General features: G+C 60.9%; 16 protein-coding genes and 1 pseudogene. 3 read left to right on the top strand and 14 right to left on the bottom strand.

The window, feature by feature from the left end:
• Positions 1–141: 141 nt before the first annotated feature.
• The 3 genes from KGB03_RS08810 (at position 142) to KGB03_RS08800 (ending at position 3,337) form a co-directional block, all read left to right on the top strand.
• Positions 142–1,815, top strand: a complete 1,674-nt coding sequence (locus tag KGB03_RS08810) for a nitrite/sulfite reductase (protein WP_223526848.1) — start codon at positions 142–144, stop codon at positions 1,813–1,815.
• Positions 1,812–2,291 carry a DUF934 domain-containing protein gene (locus KGB03_RS08805; protein ID WP_218534634.1) on the top strand — a complete coding sequence of 160 codons (480 nt, stop codon included), beginning with the start codon at positions 1,812–1,814 and terminating at the stop codon, positions 2,289–2,291. Before KGB03_RS08810 ends, KGB03_RS08805 begins: the two co-directional genes overlap by 4 nt.
• 77 nt (positions 2,292–2,368) lie before the next feature.
• A complete protein-coding gene (locus KGB03_RS08800) occupies positions 2,369–3,337 on the top strand; it encodes a hypothetical protein (protein WP_223526847.1) in 969 nt (322 codons plus the stop codon).
• A 202-nt stretch (positions 3,338–3,539) separates the two neighbouring features.
• On the opposite strand, the gene KGB03_RS08795 is transcribed toward KGB03_RS08800, so the two are convergent.
• From KGB03_RS08795 to KGB03_RS08730, 14 genes and pseudogenes are all read right to left on the bottom strand, one after another.
• Positions 3,540–5,891 (bottom strand): tetratricopeptide repeat protein, encoded by a 2,352-nt coding sequence (locus KGB03_RS08795; RefSeq protein WP_223526846.1) that lies wholly within the window; start codon positions 5,889–5,891, stop codon positions 3,540–3,542.
• Between the two features lie 134 nt (positions 5,892–6,025).
• Complete coding sequence (locus tag KGB03_RS08790) at positions 6,026–8,539, bottom strand: fused MFS/spermidine synthase (RefSeq protein ID WP_223526845.1); 2,514 nt, start codon at positions 8,537–8,539, stop codon at positions 6,026–6,028.
• A 197-nt stretch (positions 8,540–8,736) separates the two neighbouring features.
• The gene (locus KGB03_RS08785) at positions 8,737–10,323 is read right to left on the bottom strand and encodes an arylsulfatase (RefSeq protein ID WP_223526844.1); all 1,587 of its coding nucleotides are present in this window, start codon (positions 10,321–10,323) and stop codon (positions 8,737–8,739) included.
• 73 nt (positions 10,324–10,396) lie between these two features.
• The gene (locus KGB03_RS08780) at positions 10,397–11,425 is read right to left on the bottom strand and encodes an HAD family hydrolase (RefSeq protein ID WP_223526843.1); all 1,029 of its coding nucleotides are present in this window, start codon (positions 11,423–11,425) and stop codon (positions 10,397–10,399) included.
• Entirely contained in the window at positions 11,422–12,852 is a 1,431-nt protein-coding gene (locus KGB03_RS08775) for a hypothetical protein (RefSeq protein WP_223526842.1), read from the bottom strand. The genes KGB03_RS08780 and KGB03_RS08775 overlap by 4 nt, the downstream gene beginning before the upstream one ends.
• Entirely contained in the window at positions 12,849–14,429 is a 1,581-nt protein-coding gene (locus KGB03_RS08770) for a VWA domain-containing protein (RefSeq protein WP_223526841.1), read from the bottom strand. The genes KGB03_RS08775 and KGB03_RS08770 overlap by 4 nt, the downstream gene beginning before the upstream one ends.
• A gap of 1 nt (position 14,430) precedes the next feature.
• The gene (locus tag KGB03_RS08765) at positions 14,431–15,423 is read right to left on the bottom strand and encodes a vWA domain-containing protein (protein WP_223526840.1); all 993 of its coding nucleotides are present in this window, start codon (positions 15,421–15,423) and stop codon (positions 14,431–14,433) included.
• The gene (locus tag KGB03_RS08760) at positions 15,410–16,003 is read right to left on the bottom strand and encodes a DUF4381 domain-containing protein (protein WP_223526839.1); all 594 of its coding nucleotides are present in this window, start codon (positions 16,001–16,003) and stop codon (positions 15,410–15,412) included. The genes KGB03_RS08765 and KGB03_RS08760 overlap by 14 nt, the downstream gene beginning before the upstream one ends.
• Positions 16,000–16,938: a DUF58 domain-containing protein gene (locus KGB03_RS08755; RefSeq protein ID WP_218534644.1), complete on the bottom strand. Its 939-nt coding sequence runs from the start codon at positions 16,936–16,938 to the stop codon at positions 16,000–16,002. Before KGB03_RS08755 ends, KGB03_RS08760 begins: the two co-directional genes overlap by 4 nt.
• 8 nt (positions 16,939–16,946) lie before the next feature.
• Positions 16,947–17,927 (bottom strand): AAA family ATPase, encoded by a 981-nt coding sequence (locus KGB03_RS08750; protein ID WP_223526838.1) that lies wholly within the window; start codon positions 17,925–17,927, stop codon positions 16,947–16,949.
• Positions 17,928–17,941: 14 nt separating this feature from the next.
• Positions 17,942–18,895 (bottom strand): transporter, encoded by a 954-nt coding sequence (locus KGB03_RS08745; RefSeq protein ID WP_218534646.1) that lies wholly within the window; start codon positions 18,893–18,895, stop codon positions 17,942–17,944.
• Positions 18,896–18,907: 12 nt separating this feature from the next.
• Positions 18,908–20,311, bottom strand: coding sequence for a DUF1254 domain-containing protein (locus KGB03_RS08740; RefSeq protein WP_223526837.1), 1,404 nt, complete (start codon positions 20,309–20,311; stop codon positions 18,908–18,910).
• 27 nt (positions 20,312–20,338) lie between these two features.
• On the bottom strand, positions 20,339–21,790 hold the full coding sequence (locus tag KGB03_RS08735; RefSeq protein WP_223526834.1) for a DUF1254 domain-containing protein: 1,452 nt from the start codon (positions 21,788–21,790) through the stop codon (positions 20,339–20,341).
• Positions 21,791–21,848: 58 nt separating this feature from the next.
• Positions 21,849–22,091: pseudogene (locus tag KGB03_RS08730) on the bottom strand (hypothetical protein); the annotation flags it as partial.
• Positions 22,092–22,253: the final 162 nt, after the last annotated feature.

Raw genomic sequence — 22,253 nt, 5'->3', positions numbered from 1 at the left:
GCGAAGTCGTCAATCCGGACAAAAGGATCTGTCTGGACGGACGCGGGGCCGCTTCGCGACCCAACGGGGATAAATCCCCTCGCCACAGGTCGCTCCCACAGGGGTTGTGCAGAGCCCGATCAATCCTGATGAGGTAGCCACATGTATCAGTACGATGACTATGACCGGGCCCTGGTCTTTGAGCGGGTCGCGCAGTTTCGGGATCAGGTCGAACGCTTCATGGCGCAGGAGTTGAGTGAAGAAGAATTCCTGCCGCTGCGTTTGCAAAACGGTCTGTACATGCAAAAACACGCCTACATGCTGCGCGTGGCGATTCCTTACGGCACGTTAAGCGCGCCGCAAATGCGCACGCTGGCGAGCATCGCCCGGGATTACGACCGTGGCTACGGCCACTTCACCACGCGACAGAACATGCAGTTCAACTGGATCGAACTGGCCCAGGTGCCGGACATCCTCGAACGCCTGGCGCAAGTGGAAATGCACGCGATCCAGACCTCCGGCAACTGCGTGCGCAACATCACCACCGAAGCCTTTGCCGGGGTGGCTGCGGATGAAATGATCGACCCGCGACCGCTGGCGGAAATCCTCCGGCAGTGGTCGACCATCAACCCGGAATTCCTGTTCCTGCCGCGCAAGTTCAAGATCGCTATCTGCTCGGCGGAGCAGGACCGGGCGGCGATCATGATGCATGACATCGGCCTCTATCTTTACCCGGGACCCGACGGACAGAGGTTGCTGCGGGTCATCGTCGGCGGCGGGTTGGGGCGCACGCCGATCCTTGGTTTACAGATTCGCGAAGGGTTGCCGTGGCAGCACCTGCTGTCCTACGTCGAGGCGGTGCTGCGGGTCTACAACCGCCACGGTCGGCGCGACAACAAGTACAAGGCGCGGATCAAGATTCTGGTCAAGGCGCTGGGCATCGAAGCCTTCGCCCGGGAAGTGGAAGAGGAGTGGCAGTACCTCAAGGACGGCCCGGCGCAGTTGACCGATGTCGAGTATGAGCGCGTGGCCAGTGCCTTTGTGCCGCCGGATTACCGCGCGCTGGCGGACACCGACCTTGATTTCGGCACACGCCTTTCCGAAAACCCGGCCTTCGCCCGTTGGGTATCGCGCAATGTCCAGCCGCACAAAGTGCCGGGCTATGCCAGCGTGGTGCTGTCGACCAAACCGGGTATTGCCTCGCCGCCGGGTGATGTCACGGCCGAGCAAATGGAGGCGGTTGCCCGTTGGTCCGAGCAGTTCGGTTTTGGCGAAATTCGCATCGCCCATGAACAGAACATTGTGTTGCCCGACGTGCCCAAGGCTGATCTCTACTCGCTCTGGTGCCTGGCCTGCGAACAGGGCCTGGGCTGCGCCAATATCGGCTTGCTGACCGACATCATCGCCTGCCCCGGCGGCGACTTCTGCGCGCTGGCCAATGCCAAGTCGATCCCCATCGCGCAAGCCATTCAGGCACGCTTCGAAGACCTCGACTATCTGCATGATCTGGGCGACATCAGCCTGAACATCTCCGGCTGCATGAACGCCTGCGGTCACCACCACATCGGCAACATAGGCATTCTGGGGGTCGATAAGAACGGCAGCGAGTGGTACCAGATCACCCTCGGCGGTGCTCAGGGCAAGAACAGCGCATTGGGCAAAGTCATCGGCCCGTCTTTTAGCGCCGCCGAAGTGCCCGAGGTGATCGAGCAAATCATCGCCACGTTCGTCAATTACCGCGAGAGCGAGGAAGTGTTCGTCGACACCTTGCAGCGCATCGGTCTGGAACCGTTCAAAGAGCAGGTCTATCCGAAGCTGCTGGAGGTGTCGGCATGAACAATTTGCTGCGGCTGGAGGAGGGTGTGGCACGGATTGTCGCTGATGATCCCTGGACCCTGGTCAGGAATGTCAACGATGAATGGCCGGCGGGTGCAGTGATTCTGCCGTTGGCCCGCTGGCTTGAAGGGCCACCGCAAAAGGGCGTGTGGTTGGGGCCGGACGATGAGGTGGAATGCCTCAAACCGTGGTTTTCACACCTGCCGCTGATTGCCCTGGATTTTCCGAGTTTCCGTGATGGTCGCGGTTACAGCCAGGCGTACTTGCTGCGCACTCGATTGGGCTGGACGGGCGAGTTACGCGCGGTCGGCGACGTACTGCGCGATCAACTCAGCCACATGCGTCAATGCGGGTTCGACAGCTTCGCGGTGCGTGAGGACAAGTCCGCCGAAGATGCGCTCAAAGGGCTGGCGGGGATGAGCGTGTTGTATGGGCGTTCGGTGATTGAGCCGCGACCGTTGTTCAGGCGACGTTGAGGGTTTCGCTTGGGTCGATGATGTCACTTTGGTAGAGTCCGCATCTCATAAGGAAGTCGTACCGAAAGGAGTCTGGTTTGAGTGTGGGCAAGAAAATTTTAGGGTTAACCGCGTTACTGCTGATGTTGACCCTGTGGGGCGGTTACTTTTATGTGTTTCAGGAAAACCGCGGCGGGCAGTTGGGTGGCGCGTTCGACAGTTACGCCTGGTGCGGCACGCCACCGGCTGCCGATGCGCTGTCGCTGGGCAAGGATCAACTGACCCTGCGCATCACCAACAACCTGCGTGGCGAGTTCATGCTCAGCGGCGCGGTGATTGTTTCCGAGCGCACCTTCAACCGCTACGACCTGGGCCGTAACGAGCTGCGCTTGCGCCTGGAACCGCTGCAATGGTCCTACGGCGCCACGCCGATTTTCCTCGAACAGGTCAGGATCAAACCCCTGAGCCGTAACCTCGCCTCAGACAACAAAAGCGCCTACGCGGAGCTCGAGCCACGCCCGATTGGCGTGCAGGGGCGCGCCACCGAGTTTCCCTTCGACACCTACCGTTATGGCTATAAACCGGTGCTGTATTACCTCAAGGGCAATGAGCGCATCGACCTGCGCTTTCGCCACATCACCACGGTGATGGAGATGTCGAACACCTTTACGCCCATTCAAAAGTACAACCGGGTCGAGTACATCAATGAGAAAAACTCGCTGGTGCGCGACGAGGATTACAAGCCATACGCCGCCAACGAATGCGCGTTCAGCGTCGAGCGCAAAGGCTCGTTCAAGGTGATTGTCTTGCTGTTGCTGCTGGTCATTTGCCTGCCGCTGATGCACGTGTTTTATCGCGACGAGCCCGGCATCGATTTTCTCGCCACGCTGGTGAGTATCGGGGCGATCCGGTTGTTTCTGGTGGGGCCGTTGCAGGACTTTCAGTTATACAACATCGACTTCCTGTTCGGCGCAGCGATATTGCTGGTCGGCACGGTGTCGTTGATCAAGGCGATGCGGGCGAATAGTCGGCGGGAGTTGGCGCTCAAAAGCGGTTCGTCCTGGTGATTCCACCGTCGATATAGCAGCTGCGTTGTGGTGAGGGGATTTATCGAAACGTCGCACCGCCCCGTTCGGCGGCGAAGCCGTCGTGAATTCAGACGACGCGGTGCATCAGATAGATCGTGCGTTCAGGTTTTACGACCGCTTCGCGGCCGAACGGGGATAAATCCCCTCGCCACACGCAGCTGCTACAGACCTGGCGCAAGGCTTATTTCAGCGCCGGATCCCCCCTGTTCATTTTCTTCCAGCCCTGCAACAGCACCTGCGCCTTGGGTTCCTGCCCGTTATCCAGGTAGTACTGGATCAATGACAACCGGGCATTGCGATTGGCCGGTTGCACTTTCAGCAGCCGCTCCAGCTCTTGGCAGGCTTCATCGACCTTGCCGCTGTCATGCAACGCCACCGCTAACACGTAACCGTACTGAGCGTTCTGAGGTTCCAGTTGCGCGGCCTTGCGCAGGGCCGGCATGGCCTGGGCGGATTTGCCCGCGCGCACTAGCGACAGGCCTTGAGTGTGTTGCAGCAGGGCGGCATCCGGGTGTTCTTTCAGGCTCTGTGCCAGCAGCGTCTGAGCGTCCTGATTGCGTCCGTTCGCCTCCAGCCATTGCACCAGCGTCACCAGCGCCGGGTAGAAATCCGGATCGCGCTTGAGGGCGGTGCGCAGCAGCGCTTCGACTTCACCGCTACGACCGCTGGCTTGATAGAGCATGGCCAGGTTGAGATTGGCTTCAGCGCGTTCGGCCAGGTTCTTCTGGACCGCCTCGTACTCGGCGATGGCTGCATTCCAGTTGTCCTGGGCGCTGCCCAAGCCATTCCGGGCCACGCTCAGCAGGTCCCGGGCTGCGGCTATCCGCACAGCTTTCACCGGGTCGGCCAGCAATGGCGTCAGCAGCGGCGCGCGCTCCGGTGGCGACAGAAACGCGCTGATCGCCCGGACGGCGCTTTCACGCACTTGCGGGGCCGGGTGGTTCAAGTCCTGGGTGGCCAGTTTCAACGCCTGTTCGCTGGGGTACAGCGGCAACTCGGCGAGCAGGGTTGCGCGCTGAATCGCTGGCAAATGGCTGCGCTGAAGCTGCTCGTACAAGGCTTGTGCCGCGCCGGGCTGACCGTTGCGAATCAGCCACAGGCTTTCGTCGTAACGCGGTGCCTGCGCGGTGGTGGTATTCCAGAGCTTGAATTGCTCGGTGACCTTGTCGCCCGCCTTGCCCTGGTGACAGGCCAGGCAAGCGTCCGGCGTGCCGAGTTTTTTCGCCCGCTCAGGGTTGGGAATGCTGAAACTGTGGTCATGCCTGAAATCATTTCCCATGTAGAACTTGCCGGGCATGTGGCAATCCACGCACTGCGAACCTGGTTGACCCATGGTGTGGCGCGTGTGTTCGATGGAATCGTAGTTCTTCGCTTGCAGCCCTTTGCCGTCAACGCCGTCCACCGAAGTCTTGCCAGCGGGGTTATGGCATTGCAGGCAGACACCGTTGCCCGGTGCCTTGAGCTCGGTGCTGTGCGGGTTGTGACAGTTGCTGCAGCGCACGCCCTTGTCGAACATTTTGCTCTGGGCGAAGGAGCCGTGTTCGAACACTTCGTCCTTGATCTTGCCGTCCAGTGCGTACAAATCGCGGGTCAGGGGACTCGGCAGGTAGTCATCCATCAAGCGTTTGCCAGCGGTGAAGCCGTCGCCCAGTGGCGCGCGGCGCGAGTGGCAGCGGGCGCAGGTTTCGATTTCGACGGTGGCGTTCTTGTCCTTCAGGTCGACGGCAAAACCGGCATGGACCAGGTCGCCTTTTTTTGCCGTCCATTCCAGGTGATTGGAGGCTGGGCCGTGGCAAGCCTGACAGCCGACACCGAGGCTGTTCCAGTGACTGTCGAAGGTGTTTTTCGCGGCATCGAAATTGCGCTGGTAACCGGTGGTGTGGCACTCGACGCACATGAAGTTGGCGTTCTGGCTCGGCTTGCTCCAATGCAACGGGTCCTTGAAGTTCACGCCCTGGCCCGGATAGAGGTGAAACCAGCGGTGCTTTTCGGTATCCCAGGCCACGCCGAGGGCTTGCAACCGACCTTCGCCGACCTCGATCAGGTATTGCTGCAACGGTGCGATGCCGAAGGTGTAGGCGACCTTGAAGTCGGCATTCTTGCCATCAATGCCGGGGGTGTTGACCCAGAACCCGCCGTCCTTGCGCAAGAAACGGGTGGTTTCGTTTTCTGCTTTGAAGGTGACGTTGTTGAAGTCGCCGAGCATCGTTTCGGCGTTGGCCTCCTGCATCGCCAATTGGTGATGGGAGCCTTGCCAGTCCTTGACCTGGTCGCTGTGGCAGCCTTGGCATTGCTGCTCATCGACCATCGTTGCCGGCGCCACGGCGACCGGTTGCGGTTTGGCCGGCTGAGCGACCGGAGTGCTGACAGGCGCATAAGTCACGGGGGCCGGTTTGCTGCTGAACAGAAACCAGCCGATGCCCGCTATGGCCAATAGCAAAACGGCAATGGTGACGGGAAACAGGTAACGGTTAATCAAGGCCGGTGGCGAATCAAGGGTTGGCTGTACCGCTTTATTTTTATATTTCGGCATTACGACTTCCATAGTCCGGGTGCGTTTGCCGTCAGGCGCGGGTTCAAGCTCGATGCAGCTTTGCCGGATGACCGGCGACTGTCAAATGACGGTTGTGATCTGCTGTGCAGTGTCCAGGTCTCTCAGGCGCTGCATCACTCCCCGACAAACCACCGGAAATACGGATTCCCCCCATCCCCGCGCATCACCTCGTGAATATCCCTGGCCCACGCGTCGCGGTCACCGTCATACGCATGCAGACTCGCCCGATAAAACTGCATCAGGCGTTGTTGGTGTGCGTTCATGCGCTCGTTGAAACCCGCATCGGCATTCACCAGCGGTGGCGCTATACGCAGGTCCAGCAGGGCCGGCAGTACGCGGCTGATCTCCTTGGCACGCACCCAAGGCGCATATTCGATACGCGGCTGATCGTCGGTCACCGGTTGGGCGTCGGCGGCGAAACGCTCCAGGCCTGCACGATCGGTGACCCAGGTCGAGAGCAACGCTGCAGCAGAGCCAATGCCCACGTCCTGTAAGGTGCTGCGCACGGTGTCCTGTTGGAAGCGTTGGCTGATTTTCGCCGCGTCCAGTTCGATCGGTTCCATCGAGCCCACCAGCAGCATTTCGTGGAACTCGCTGGTCCACAGGGTGGCGTAGGGGAAAACGTCGAGAAAGCTGCGCACCAGTGAGCGTGAATCGTCGATGTTCTGGGTGGGCAGCGGCAACCACTGAGCGGCCAGGCCTTGTTTCTCCAGGCGACTGGCGGCCAACTGATAGAAGTCCCGGGAATACAGATTCACCACGCCAGCAGCGGAGGGCGGCGGTGGTTCGAGGGTGATCAAGTCGTAGCGCTGCGGGTTGCGCAGCAGTTCCTGCCGGCCATCCTGCAAGCGGATGTCAACGCCGGGGTCAGCGGCCGCATTGAAGTTGCCTTTGAACAACGGCGCGGCTTTGACCACCGATGGCAGCAACTCGGCCACGACACGGTGCTCCAGCCCCGGATAGCGCGTCAGGGCGCCCGCGGTGATGCCAGTGCCAAAACCGATCACCAGCGCCGAGCGCGGTTCGCCATTGTGGATCAGCAGCGGCAGCAGTGCCTGGATACGCATGTAGCGCAGTGACGGCATGGCGTCGCCGGTATTGGATACACCCTGGATGTACAAGCGCTGGAACGCTTTTTGTCCTTTGCCCTGAGTGACCACGGCGACGGTTCCACCGCGTCCTTCTTCGTAGAACGTCAACGTCGCGTTGCGAGCGCCGGGAAGCAGGCTGGCGAGTTTGTTCACGGGCGTTAAAACGGCCAGCGCAATCGACAACAGGCCAAGAGCGACCACCGCCTGGCGCCGGCCTTTCTTGACCCCATGACCCTTGCGCACCGCGAAGTATCCAATCCCGGCGGCGACAATCGCCAGCAGGCCCAGGGTTCGGACCAGCCCCAGCAACGGGATCAGCACAAACCCGCAAAGCATCACCCCGACAATCCCGCCCAGCGTATTGAACGCCACCACCGCGCCGACCGCCTGACCGACTCGCTCGCGGCCGACGCTCAAACGCAGGGCCAGCGGAAATGCGGCGCCGAGCAGCAGGGTCGGTACAAACACGATGCTCATTGCCGCCACCGCAAACCGCGCGGTCATGCCCAACAGGTCACTCGCACCCAACGACAACACCCAGGTTTCAGCCAGGCTTTGGGCGACCACCAACCAGCGTCCGAGCAGGGCGATTTCCAGCAACGCGACAAGCCCGGCACCGGCAATCAACAAGCCGAACACACCCCAGGGATCACGAATGCGGTTAACCCGACGGGCCAGCAGGATGCTGCCCAGAAACAGCCCGGTGAGGTACGTCGCCAGCACCACTGCAAAGGCGTAGGTACGAGTGCTCATGAACTGCACGATGGATTGCGACCAGACCACTTCGTAACCGAGGGCCACGCCACCGGCGATTGAGTACAGCCACAAGGCAACGCGATCGGGCACTTTGTCGGCGTGGTGCTTGACCGGTGCCTCGTTCGGCAGCGAGCGGTGGCGTTGGAACCACAAGGCACCGACGGCGGCCAGCAGATTCAGCATCGCCGCCGCCAAGGCACTGCCGCGTACACCGAGGGTTGCAATCAACACAAACGCCGCGAGCAGGGTGCCGGCGATGGCCCCGGCGGTGTTCGCCGCATAGAGCTGCCCGCCGGCCTTGCCCAGCTGTTGCGGGTTTGCGGCCAATGCACGAACCAGCACCGGCAGGGTGCCGCCCATCAGCAGCGCCGGAATGCCCACCAGCGCAAACGGCAACGCCCAGGCCAGCAGGCCGACATGTTGCTCCAGCCAGGCAAACGGGCTGGCCGCGAGGCTCATGGCGAAGGTCGCCCCGACACCGAGCACGGCCACCAGCACTTCCAGCCCTGCATAGAGCAGCACTGGCTTTTGCAAGCGATCGGCCCATTGGCCGAACAACAAACCGCCTAACGCCAATCCGGCAAAAAAGGCGCTGATTCCGGTGGTAATGGCGTACACCTCGACGCCGACCACCAGTGACAGCTGCTTGATCCACAGCACCTGATACACCAGCGCTGCGGCCCCGGAGACGAACAGCAGCAGGGCGGGAACAAGCAACGCCGGAGATTTGATCCGAGTGGCGGGTAGAGCCGACGACTTGCTGGCGACACGTGAGGACATTGCGGATTGCCTTGTTCCAATTCAAAAAATACGGCGACCGTTGTGGCCCCTTCGCGAGCAAGCCCGCTCCCACAGTGGATTTGTGCCGCACTGCAGATCCACTGTGGGAGCGGGCTTGCTCGCGAAGGGGGGACGACGCGATCTCAAGCCAAAAACAGGGCCGCTCGCTGGTGAAGGCGAGCGGCGGTCAAGCGGTCTTACTGTGCAGGCTGGTTCTTCATTTTTTCCGCAATTTTTGCATCCACGGCCGCGCGGATCTGGTCAATGCTGAAGCTGGCCGGTTTCTGGCTTGGCGGATACTCGATAAACGTTTGCAGGAACTGCGCCGACTTGCCGACGGCTACAGCAGCCAGGTAGACGTTCTTGGTTTGCCAATCGTAATACTGATCGGAAACGATGTCGGCCCGCTCATACGGATCCATCCGCAGATTGAAGATTTTCGGTACCCGCAAGCATACGAACGGCTCGCTCCACACCTTGAACCCGCCCGGTGCGCGTTGTTCGCAGAACACTGCTTTCCAGTTATCGAAACGCATGGACACCAGTACACCGTCGTCGTTGAAGTAGTAGAACTCCTTGCGTTCGCCTTTAGGTTGTTGGCCCGTCAGGTAGGGCAGTTGGTTGTAACCGTCCAGGTGCACCTTGAAACTGGTGCCGCCGGAAGTCGGGGCCCAACCTTTCAGGAGTTTGTCTTTCACCCCGGCATCGCCGGCAGCAGCCAGCAGGGTCGGGAACCAGTCCATGCCCGAGAACATTTCATTGGACACTTCCCCAGCCTTGATCTTGCCCGGCCAGCGAACAATCGCCGGTACCCGATAGGCACCTTCCCAGTTGGAGTTCTTCTCGTTACGGAACGGCGTGGTCGCCGCGTCCGGCCAGGAGAACTGGTTCGGGCCGTTGTCGGTGGAGTAGACGACGATGGTGTTGTCGGCGATTTTCAGGTCGTCGAGGGTTTTCAGCAGTTTGCCGACGTCGCCATCGTGTTCAAGCATGCCGTCCGCATACTCGTTGCCGGGCATGCCGCTCTGGCCCTTCATCGAATCGCGCACGTGAGTGAACAAGTGCATGCGGGTGGTGTTCATCCAGACGAAGAACGGCTTGTCCGCCTTGGCTTGTTTCTCGATAAATGCTTGCGCCGCAGCAGTGGTTTCGTCGTCGATGGTTTCCATGCGCTTGGCGGTCAAGGCGCCGGTGTCTTCGATCTTGCCGTCGGCGAAGCTGTGAATCACGCCACGCGGGGAGTTGGCCTTGACGAACTCAGGGTCATCCTTGGGCCAGTACGGGCGTTCGGGTTCTTCTTCGGCGTTGAGGTGGTACAGGTTGCCGAAAAATTCGTCGAAACCGTGATTGGTCGGCAGGTACTCATCCCGGTCGCCCAAGTGGTTCTTGCCGAACTGGCCGGTGGCGTAACCCTGGGACTTGAGTGCCTGGGCGATGGTGATGTCGCGTTTTTGCAAGCCCACCGGGGCACCCGGTATACCGACTTTCGACAGACCGGTGCGCAATGGTGTCTGCCCGGTAATGAACGACGAACGCCCCGCAGTGCAACTGTTCTCCGCGTAATAGTCGGTGAACATCATGCCTTCTTTGGCAATCCGGTCGATGTTCGGCGTCTTGTACCCGACCACGCCCATGGAATAGGCGCTGATGTTGGTCTGGCCGATGTCATCGCCGAAGATCACCAGAATGTTGGGTTTTTCAGCGGCTGCGGCTGTTGCCGAAATCGCCATCACCGAGGCTGCCACCAGGGCGAATTTCGGTAGCCACTTGTGTATGCGAGTCATCTGACTTGCTCCTTTTCTCACTGGCGTCGCTCATGCGCGACAAACGTTTTTTGCAGTCCTGCGTAACGCTTTTTTATTGCACGTGCTCGGGGGTGGGGGCCTGGAAAGGATAGATCCGGCGCCACTCGGCGGCCATATCCACGATAGTCCAGCCGCGGGTTTTTGCTTCGTCCAGAGCCTTGTCCAGACGACCGATTTGGGATTGACGGTCATAAGCCCATTCGCGTTTGGCGTCGGTGTGATGCACCAGCCCCATGAAGCGTTTGCCCGGCCCGGCGGCAGTCCACTGCAACATTTGCAGGTCGCCGTCGGAGTTGCCGAACGCGAGGATCGGGCGCCGGCCGATGACCGCGTCGATGCTTTCCGGTTTGCCCGGGCCGTCATCGTTGTGGGCCAGTTTGGCGGTGCGCAGGATCGACGGTTGGCCGTCCTTGAACTGGTAGGCGGTGACAAACGTGGTGCCGATCACCTGTTCCGGCGGGATGCCGTAGACCTGCTCGGCGAAGGCGCGCATGAACGCGGTGTCGCCGCCGGAGACGATGTAGGTTTTGAAATTCTGGCTGCGCAGGTAATCGAGCATTTCCCGCATCGGCTGGAAGATCATCTCGGTGTAGGGCTTGCCGGTTCTCGGATGGCGCGCCTGGGTCAGCCAGGTTTTGGCGTAGTCGTCGAAGGCTTCGGTGGTCATGCCGGTGTGGGTGGCACCGAAGATTTTCAGGATGCCGTCCATGCCTGACTCGCCGAGGGCCTTCTGATCATTTTCGAGCACGGCCTTGAAGGGCTGGGTGGTTTTCCATTCCGGGTGCTGCGGTGCGGTGCGCTTGACCTCTTCCAGGGCAAACAGCAATTCGAAGTACATCGGCTGCTCGCTCCATAGCGTGCCGTCGTTGTCGAACACGGCGATTCGATCGGCGGGTTTGACGAAGTCCTTACTGCTTTGATCGGTCACGGCCTGGACGAACTCGACGATGTTGTTTTTCGCCGGGCCGTCGTTCCACGAGGGCAGGGGCTCGCGAGTCTGGGCCAGCACCGGCAGGCTCAGCGCAAGGGTTAACAGCAGCGTCAGCCCGTAGCGGTAACGCAGCGATATCGGGTTCGTCATGGGACATCCTTCGCGTGAGCGGGATTGAGTGGACGCAGTGCTGGTGCGGCTGACGCTGTGTCGCGTTTGGCCTGACTATGCAGCGTAGACAAGGATTGCCTTAGTTGGCGTAGCGCCTGGTCTTCGGTGGGTTGACGGCTGTAACAGGCGCGTAACAGGTCTTGCAGGCACGGACCAAGGTTCGTCAGTTTCAGGCCCATGCGGCAGCGTCTGGCCCACAGGTACAGGGCGCTCAACTGTGCGGGTTTGCCGTCGATTTGCGCCGGAATCTGCCGCCAGGCGTAGTCGGCGGACTCCAGCCACGCGGCGCGTCGGGCGCTGCGTCGGGCCTGCCATTGAAGGTACGCACGATAGACGAACGGACGGGCAAACCAGCCGAGCAGCGTCACGGCCAGCAGCAGCGCTAAAAGCACCAGCCAATGCCCGGAGAGATGCACGCGACCTCGCTGAGTGAGTTTTTTCAGGTCTTCGGTGATCGAAAACACCGGTCGATAAGCGCTGTTGGCCGCGGCATCGAAGGTGACGGCGGGGACTTGGGCCGTTCGGGTCTGTCCAGTGCTGGCGTCCCACCATTTCAGCTCGATTGACGGCAGGTGATGGCGGCCTTCGGTGTCGATCCGATAGGTCGCAGTGTCGATGCGCTGGCCGCCGTTGAAATGGCCGCGACCGTCGTCGAGGTTGCTGATTTGCGGGGCTTTCGGATAGCGGCTGAGGCCGGCGACATCCGCCAGTGACGGCGCGGGCAGCGACATGGCCAGGGCGTCGTCGGCCTGCAATGTCAGTTGCCGGGTGAGGCTGTCACCGACCTTCAGGGGTGTCGCCGAATTGAGGACTGTTTGCGTGAAGCGCAGCCCTTGGGCCACCAGCACCGGTTCGCCGGGTTTGAACCCCGGTGGTTGTGTGGCAATGAAGTGCAGTGGCTGGCTTTGGGCAGTCAACGGCGTGCTGGCCTGACCGGGCGTGGCGTGCACCGTCAATGCCGGGATGTCGAAACCCTGGGCCAGATTCGGGGTGATTCGGTAGCGGTAGCGCATGCCGTTGAACGACTTGCCGTCGAGCGTCTGGTTCAGGTGTTCGGCATGGCCGTCGGGCGGCATGACCAGTGCGCCGGGCAGCTTCAGGTCGGGCAGGGTGGGGGCGTCGGTGAACCAGCTGTCGGTGAGGACATCGAGTTGCAGTTCCAGAATGCCGCCGACCATGATTGAGTTGGTGGGTTGCAGGTGGGACTGGACACGTAGCTCGGGTTCGGTGGCAATGGCGCTGGTGCTGATCAGGGAGAGGATCAACAAGGTGCCGAATTTAGTGGTGAATGACCTGGCGCCTTCGCGAGCAAGCCCGCTCCCACAGGGGATTTGCGGTGCATCCGGATCAAATGTGGGAGCGGGCTTGCTCGCGAAGGGCGCGACTCGGTCTATCAGACGGATCATGGTTTGCCTCCCGCCTGATCCTGCAAGCTGAATTTCTGCTTCAGGAACTTCGCCGGCGACGTGCTGAGGTTCTGCAACCACAGGGCATCCGACGCCGCTTGCTCGGTCTCGACCGGTTTGCTCTGACCCTTGCCCGGCGCCTTGTCCATTTTGATGTCGTCGGGTTTGACCTCAGGTGCGTTCTGTTCGGCGCTGTCGGTATCTTTCTGCAAGGCGATGGCCAGGGCCAGGTTGGCGGTGGCTTCAGGGAATTGCGGTTGCATTTTCAATGCCTGGGTATACGCGGCGATGCCCTGATCAAACTTGAAGCGGCGCACGTAAATATTGCCCAGGTAGAAATACGCCTGCGGGGTGTCGAGCCGCGCAAAACTGGCCAATGCCAGGTCGTAATCGGCGGCGTTGTAGGCGGCAATGCCTTTCCAGTAGGGATCGACGAAGTGCGCGGCGGCCTGCGGGAAGTGCTCGTGCTCGAAGGCCCAACGGCCTTGCTGATCAGGGGTAAAAAAGGCATCGGTCAATGCGTTGGCTTCGGCCGGCGCCAGCTGAAATCCGATGCTGAATGCCAGCAACCACCCGGCCATCCAGTTCAGGCTCCAGCCCTTGCGCACGCTAAAGAAGGCGATCAGCAGCAACGGCCAGCACAGCCAGTAACCGGCGTCTTTCCAGTGCAGTTCGCGCTGTTCATCGCTGGCCGCCTGGAAGTGCTGCTGGGCGTGCAGCTCGATCCAGTCCAGGTCGTCGTCATTGAACGTCAGGCTGCCCAGCGGCGCATCCAGCGTTGATCCAAGCTGTTTGAGGGCTGCCTGATCAAACCTGCCGAGTGCCGGACGACCATTGCTGTCGGTACGTGGCTGGCCGTTGGCGTCGTGGATGATCCCGCCATCCTCGCTGCCGACGGCCAGAATCAGCACTTGCAGCGCGCTGTCGTCCAGTTGCTTGTCCAGACCGCTGAGTTGCGAGGTGTCGCCGCCGTCGGTGATCAGCAGCAGGGTCCCCGGCGTTTTCTCGGCGATCAGCAGGCGTTTGGCTTGCTCGATTACGGCGCCGACATTTTTCCCCGGTTTGCTGATCAGGTCGGTGCTCAGGGCTTGAATGAAGGTGTCGAGCAGGGCGGGATCGTCGGTTGGCGGCAATACCAGGTGCGCGCTGCCGGCGTAGGCGATCAACCCGTTGCGCGCACCGGCGCGACGCTGGATCAGGTCATGCACCTTGTTTTTGGCCGCTTCCAGACGACTTGGCTGTACGTCGGTGGCGTCCATCGACGGTGACAGGTCGATGGCGATGATCAGTGGCGCGCGGTTTTCCAGAAAATCTGGACGGTCCTGTTCCCAAGTGGGCCCGGCAGCGGCGATGGCACCCAGCATCAACAACACGCAGGCCAGGTGCACGGGCCGAAAGCGCTGCTGATCCTGCGGCGTAATCAGCAAATGCGGCAACAAGTGCCCGGCGATATTGCTACGCAAGCGCCGTTGCACGTCGCGACTGCGGCGCCACAGCCAGGGCAACAGGGCGCCGAACGGCACCAGCAACAGCCACAGTGGACGCAGGAAATGGAAGTCGCTGAGATTGATCTCCATCTCAAGCCTCCTGCCGCTGACGCGCGAGTGTCAGGTGCGGACGGAGCAGGGCGCCTAAGTGATAGAGCGCGAGCAAACCGATCGCGGCCACCATTGGCCACCAGAACAGATCCTTTTTCGGCTGATGACTGAGGGCTTTCACTTGATGCGGCGTGAGTTTGTCGAGGGTGGCGTACACCTGATCCAGCGTATTGCGATCTTCAGCACGGAAGAACTTGCCGCCCGTGGCCTCGGCGATTTGCTGCAAACCCTGAAGGTTGACCTTGGCTTCGCCCGAGGCGTCAGGGTCGCCAATGCCGATGGTATGAATGACCACGCCTTTGGCGGCCGCCATGGACGCCGCGTGATCCGGCGTAATGGCGCTGCTGGTGTCGTTGCCGTCGGTGAGCAGGATCAGGACTTTTTCCTGTTCGTGGGCCTGGTCGAGCAGTTTCAGGCTCAGACCGATGGCGTCGCCGATGGCCGTGTTGGGGCCGGCCATGCCGATGCCGGTGTCGTCCAGCAACAGTGACAGGCTGGCGTGATCGAGGGTCAGCGGCGCCTGCGGGTAAGCCCCGCTGCCGAACACGATCAGGCCCAGCCGATCATCTTTGCGCTTGTCGATAAAGCCATGAACCACGTCCTTGACCGCCGCCAGACGGTTGATCTTCTGGCCGTTGGCGTCGGTGAAATCAGTGGTTTCCATGGACTGGGAAATGTCGATGGCCAGCATCAGGTCACGCACCGGTTGCTGGCGCTCGATCGGTTTTTCAACCAGCACCGGGCGAGCGGCCGCCACCAGCAACAGTGCCCAGACCAGCAAATTCAGCAGCAATTGCCAGCGATTGCTGCGTGTGCCGGCCTGGCTGGGTGCCTGGCCGACCGCGCGGCTCATGGCGTTGAAAAACGGTACGCGCACGGCGCTGCGGGCTTCGCGGTAGTCGGGCAGGTAGCGGTAGCCGAGCCACGGCAATGGCAAAAGGATTAGCAGCCAGGGGTAATCAAGCTGCCACATGGTGATGCTCCACCCAGTGTTTGCAGGTGGCGAACAGTTGATTGCGCTTGTCGCTCGGCAATGCAAGCAATTCGGTGTCCGGCGCATAAGCAAGCTGCGCCAGTTGCTGGCTGAAATCGGTCGGCAACGGCTGTGCACTGTGCCGCACCAGGAATGCCTGCCAATCCTTTCCCCCAAGCGTGGCGGGATTTTGTCGGAGTGGGCTTGCTCGCGAAGGCGTCTGATCAGACGACATCAATGTTGAATGGGAGTCCGTCTTCGCGAGCAAGCCCGCTCCCACATTGTTTGCATTCCATCCAGGGGATGGCATCGACAGGGCTACGCGTTTGAGCAGTTCTGGCAGTTCGCGCAGGGCATTGAGTGGATCATCGCTGTTTTGCAGTTCAGCCAGTCGCACCAACGCCTCGCGCCGGTAACGATCCCGCCGCCACTGCCAATACCTCCGTGCGCTGACCAGCAAAACGGCAATCACTAACAGCCAGAGCAACACCCACCAACCCCACGTCTGCGGCGCATAGCTCACCGGCGCGGGCAGGGCGATTTCCTTGAGCTGTTCGATGCTCGGGATGTTCGGGTTCATCGCCGACCTCTGCCGAGCTTGCCCAGTTCGGCGCGCAATTGTTCCTGCGCCTCGGTGGCGGTGCTGAACATCATCAGCGGCACCTGACTGCGGCGCAGCAACGTGGCGACGTCCTTGAGCCGACCACTGAGGAAGTCCCCCAGCGGCTGATGAACGCTGCGTTGCTCGACGGCCAGTTCCACCTGCAACTGGCCTTGAGTGATCAACAAACGACCGTTTTTCGGCAGGTTCAGCGCCAACGGGTCGTAGACCTGCATCGCAATCACATCGTTGTGAGCCGCCAACTGGCGCATCAACTGCAGGGTACGCTCACCGGTGCCGGCGAAGTCGCTGACGATGCAAATCAGGTGATCGTGACCGGCCACCGCCAGGCAATGCTGTAAAACCTTGTCGAGTTGGCCCTCGCCTTCGGCGTCCGGATTGGCTGCGTTCAGATGCTGATTCTGCTCAGCGATGCGACTGCACAGCGCTTCGACACGTTTACGGCTGCGCAACGGGGCAATGGCCTCGATGCGCAAATCGTTGAACACCAGGCCGCCGACCCGATCTCCTGCGTGGAACACCATCCACGCGGCCAACGCGCCAAGTTCGGCGGCAATGGCGGATTTGAAACTGCGCTGGGAGCCGAAGAACATCGACATGCGCTGATCGACCAGAATCAATGCCGGGCGGTCGCGCTCTTCGGTAAAGGTGCGAACCACCGGTTTTCCAGTGCGTAGCGACGCCCGCCAATCCAGATGACGCAAGTCGTCTCCCGGCTGGTAGCGGCGCAGTTCATCGAAGTTCAACCCACGGCCACGCAGGCGTGAGGCATGGTTGCCGGCGAGAATGCTGCCTTGCGGCTGACGCGCGAGGAAACTCAGGTCGCGCGCCTTGAACTCCAGGGCCATCAACTGCGCCAGGGAGACATAGACCAGACCGTCCGCACTGTCCATTTTCTGCCTCAGGCCGGAATCGCGACGTTGTCGAGCAGGCGATCAAGCACCTGATCGGCAGTGACACCGTCAGCTATCGCGTCATAGCTCAGTTGCAGGCGATGACGCAGCACCGGATGCACCACGGCGCGAACGTTGTCCGGCGAGACAAAATCCTGCCCCTGCAACCAGGCATCGGCCCGGGCGCAACGATCCAGGCCAATGCCGCCGCGAGGGCTGGCGCCGATGGCGATCCAGCGACCGAGGTCGGCATCGTAATCGGCCGGGTGGCGGGTGGCATTGATCAGGTCGATCAGGTAGCGGTCGATGGCCGGGGACACGTGAACGGTGCTGACTTCCCTACGCGCCGCGAAGATCACCTCTTGGGACAGTGAAAAGCCCTGCACCGCAGCCGTTTTGGCGCCCAACGCAAACTCCTCTTCACGCAACAGGCGCAGCACCTGGCTTTCGTTTTCCGCGCTCGGGTAATCCAGCAGAACTTTCATCAGGAACCGGTCCATCTGCGCTTCCGGCAGCGGGTAAGTGCCTTCCTGTTCGATCGGGTTCTGGGTCGCCACCACGATGAACAGCTCCGGTAGCACATGACTGTTGCCCGCCACCGTGATTTGTCGTTCTTCCATGGCTTCCAGCAACGCGGCCTGAACCTTGGCCGGGGCGCGGTTGATTTCGTCGGCCAGGATCAGGTTGCCGAACAGCGGCCCGGGCTGGAACTGGATCTCGTTCTTGCCATCGATCTGGTGCAGCACCTCGGCACCGGTGATGTCTGACGGCAGCAGGTCGGGAGTGAACTGGATGCGACTCATCTTCGCGTCCAGGTGTTTGGCCAGCGCCTTGACCGTGCGGGTCTTGGCCAGGCCGGGCAGGCTTTCAAGCAACAAGTGCCCGTTGGCCAACAGACCCAGGATAATCTGACGGATCACCTGATCCTGGCCGAGCACAGCTTCGGCGATGCTGGCTTGCAGGGCGTTGAGGTCATTGAGTGCGGTCATGGGATGTTTCACTCCTAGAAAAACGCCAACGTCAGGTTGATGCTGAAACCGTTACCTTCAGGGCGGTTCTTGGTGTCGAATTCCGGTACCCAGCGGGCGCTGACGCTGGCCTGGGCATCGGCAAATTTTCCGGCCCAGCCCACCACCGGCCCGGCGCCCACCGAGCGGCCGCGAAAACCGTTGAGTGAATCGGCGGTCTGGCCCTTGTCATCGGTGATCTGCTGCACGTAACCGCCGACAATGCCGGCGTTCCAGCCGTTGCCGAACCCGTGGGTCCACAGCGCATCGAGGGTGAAGATGTTGCCGTTGCGATAATCCGTGGCGTCGTTCTCGGTGTAGAACTCCAGGCCGCTCGACAGGGTGAACTCGCCGCCCTTGCCGTCCAGATGGGTGAAGGCCACGGTGGGCATGAAGGTGTAAGTGTTCTGGCCGGGGTTGGCTAGACGATCGTCGTTATAGGCACCGGTCGGCACGTAGATCGGCAAGGAAAGCGAGAGGTGGTTGACCTCGTCGAAGTGATAGCCGGCGGCGATTGGCGTAATCAGCATGTCGGCGAACTGTGTGCCGGTGTCTTCGCTGCCCAGTGTCCGCCCGCGCGGGCCGGTAATACTGATGCTGACGTCGGTGTACTGCACCGGCACACCGATGGCCGAGGCGTAGTTCCAGCGACCTTTGCCGGTGTCCCAGATATGGGTGAAGTTGGCCATGGTGTAGGAGACTTTCATGTCCAGGCCTACACCGACTTCACCGGAGATCGGCGCACCCTTGCCGCCCTTGAGTTCACCGTCATACCAGATGCTGGTGAACGACGTGACCCAGCCGGGTTCCGGCGGCACGATCCCGGCATTGGAAAACACCTGTTGCCCGGTGATCGGCCGACCGACACCGCCCTCCGCCCCGAGGGTCAGCGAGCTTGTACCGAGCACGCACAGGGCCAGTAAAGGACGCACAACAAAAGGCCTGACCATGACGGGCTCCGTTTATTGTTTTGGTTGATTGACGGGGTTCAGCAGCGGCATTTTCCATTCGCCACTGGTGACTTCCGGTTTCGGCAGGTACAAGCGCAAGACCCCGTAGAACGGGCCATTTGGCGCGGGGAGCCAGTTGCTTTGGAGGTCCTTGGCCGGTGCCTTGTGCTGCACATAAAGCGTCAGCCCACCGTCGGCGTCGAACTTGAGATTTGGCAACATCCGCGAGTTGATCAGGTAACGATTCAACGGGTTGGCCACCAGCAATTTGTTCTTGCCGTCGTACATCGTCAGCGACCAGAACGCGTCGGCCGGGGGCAGGGCGCCCTTGTCGAAATGCAGGGTGTAATCGTGTTTCGAGGCGTCGACCGGCTGGCCGTCCTTGTCGACGAAATAACCGATGTAATTCGCCTCTTCGGCGGAGTTGCCGAAGATCCCCATGTTGGCGCCGGCGTAGCGGTACAGGTAGTTGCCGTTCAGGTGATCGCGACTGCCGAAGAAGTCACCGCTGGTGACCTGGTGGGTGTCGACCTTGTCTTTTTTGAACTGGGCAAACTCGGTTTTGGCATCGCTGATACCGTCCTCCAGCGCCTTGCGCTGCTCAGGCGTGAGCGCGTCCAGTTTGAAAGGCTTGCCGGCTTCAACACCGATTTTTGCAAAGCGTGCGAGCAGGTCCTTTTCCGCATCCTGGGACGGGGCGAACGACAGCATGAAGTTCAGGTAGCGGAACAGGTCGGGCGTCTCGCTCATGGTCGGCGTGGGTTTCGGCCAGTCGATCTTTGGCGCGGCGGGCGGGGCTTTTTGTTTGACGTAGTGGCTGAGCGTCTCGACCTTGTAACCCTTCTGGATCTCCTTGACCTTGCCCACGTCCTTTTCATCGAACAACTGCGTGCGATACAGCGCGTAGGCGATGTTGGTTTCACTGCGCAGCAGCCGATCCATTTCCACCGGTTGCTGACCTTGCCAGGTCGGCCCGGCAATCATGAAATGCCCGCCATTGTTGCCCGTGCTGCGTGTGCCCAGGTATGCAAAGTTCTGCGTATAGGCGTCGATCAACTGCACCGAGTAGTAACGGTGCTCGTCGATGGCCGGCAAGGTCAGCACCACCGGTTCGGCGCGCAGGTCCATCCAGACGAAGGAGTAGGGCGTGTCGGCGTTCGGGGTGACGAAGGCGGTGTCTTTGGCGGTGAACGCCTTGGCGGTGTTGCCGATCTGGTTGAACGGTGCCTTGAAATTCGGGCTCTTTTTGTCCACGGCCTGGGTGTAGAGGGTCTTGTACATCTCTACCACAGGGAAGCCGTACAAGTAGGCTTCCCTGGCGATGCCCCGGGCTTCTTCCGGGGTGGCGGTGAAGTCGGCCCAGGCGCTGGTGCTCAGGGCGAGTGACAGTGCGGTGAGCAGCATGCGGGTATTCATAAAATTTCCTTATAAAACGCTTGGGCGTCATTCCACAGCCGTGATGTCGTCGAGTTTCCAGCTTTTATCGAAGTAGGCTTCGGTGGGCGCGTACAGACGGAAATAGCTGAACCAGTGTTTGCCCGGCACGGTTTGCACCCAGTTGTTCTCGAAGTCTTTGGGTGCGGTCGGGCCGAAGTACAGGTCCACCGAGCCGTCGGCGTTCTTTTTCAGGTCCTGACGGGACGACAGATCGGCCTTGCGCTGCGGGTTGTCGATCAGGCAACGGCTGTCGATGTCGTAGACGGTCATCGACCAGAACTGCTTGGCCGGCGGGTTGGCGCCGACGTGCAGGCGATAACTTTTGCCGCCGTCGAGCCAGTTGCCCTTGGCGTCTGTGTAGGCGCCGAGGTAGGTCTGGCCCAGGCCTGGTGTCCTGGAAACCATGCCCTTGGTGTTGGTCACCGCTTCGTAGAACCAGGCACTGCGTTCCCACAACTGGTCGTAATAAGCCACGCGCTGGGACGGCTCGGCGATGTTCAGCACGGTGTCCCATTGCCGGTCTTTCCAGTACTGGGCGTCTGGAAAACGCTTGGCAAAGGTGTTGGCCTTGGCGATCAGTTCGCCGACCTGCGCACCTTGTTCGAGTGCCTTGCGTTGGTTGTCGTTGGGGTTGAAGGGTTTGTCTTTTTCGATGCCCAGGCTGGCCAGCATGGCCATGTAGAAACGGTCACGTTCGTTGACTGGTTCTTTCTGGATGATCTGGTGCAAGCGCTCCCAATACGCCAGGCCACGTGGCTGCGTGCCGGACCAGGCCTTGCCGCCGGGGGAGAGCAGTTGGGTCTTGGCCGGTTCGGCGCGTTTGGCGTACGGGTACATCTTGAAGTGTTCGACCAGCGCTTTGCCCTTGGCCGGGTCCGGATCGAGGACGCGAAAACCCACCAGCACGTTCATCGTTTCCGACTTGGCGAGGTAATACTTGCCGGCGTCGGCCGGTGGCTCGGCACCCGGTGGCAGCACCAGATACTTGCCGCCCTTGCCTTTGTCCGGGCCGGTCTGGCCCATGTCGATGATTGCCCGCTGCCAGAAATCACCCACACCGCCCGCCGTCGGGCCGGGCGGCAGTTCGATCACCAGCGGACCGGTTTCATTCAGGTCGACGAAGCCGAGGATGTACGGCGTGGTGGCGTTGGCGGTGATCACGCCCAGTTTGTCTTCGTAACTGTTGAGCAACATCAGGTCGCCGCTGTGGGCGCCGAGTTTGTCGCGAAACGCTTCCTGCCATTGCGCGTAGGACACCAGCGGCAAGGCCCACAGATAACTCTGGGTCGCCTGTTGGAAATCCAGTTCGGCGTAGAGTCTGGCAATCGATTCATGGGCCGGCAGTTCACCTTCCATTGCGATTTTTCCGATTCGGGTATCGAGGTCTTGAGCGCCGACTCCGCAACTGACGAACATGGTCATCAGGCTGAAACCGGCTGCGCGAATTGCACCGTGCATAGAAAAGTCCTTATTTGCCAAACGTGACGTTGATCCCGGCAAACAGCGTGAACGGCGGCTTGTCGGTGCCCAGTTCATCCTGATCGGCGGTGGGTGCGGTGATTTGCGGACCGATGCCCAGCTGCACACCGTCGCTCTTGAGCAGGAAAATATTGAACAGGTTCAGGTCACCGATGCCGGTGCTGTAGCCGTTGTGCGGGTTACTTTTGTTGGCCGTGTCGGCGTTATCCGCGTGGGCATAAATGGCAGACGCTTTTGATGCTGCCAATAGAAAGGCGTGTGTCCCCGAATTGTTCGACATGATTCCCCCGTTCCTTCGTGGCTCATTGGACAACCCGGCACTTGGCGGCCGTTACTGCGAAATCTCTTTCCTATCAAGCCTGTAGGACACGTCTGTTGAAGCTAGCAGCTAACTCGGGGTTCGCCACTAGGTACCGACATTTTGATCATTCCCACGCAGGCG

The organism is Pseudomonas sp. BF-B-26 (genome assembly GCF_019956495.1).
Taxonomy (GTDB): domain Bacteria; phylum Pseudomonadota; class Gammaproteobacteria; order Pseudomonadales; family Pseudomonadaceae; genus Aquipseudomonas.
This window is presented reverse-complemented; position numbering and strand designations above follow the sequence as displayed.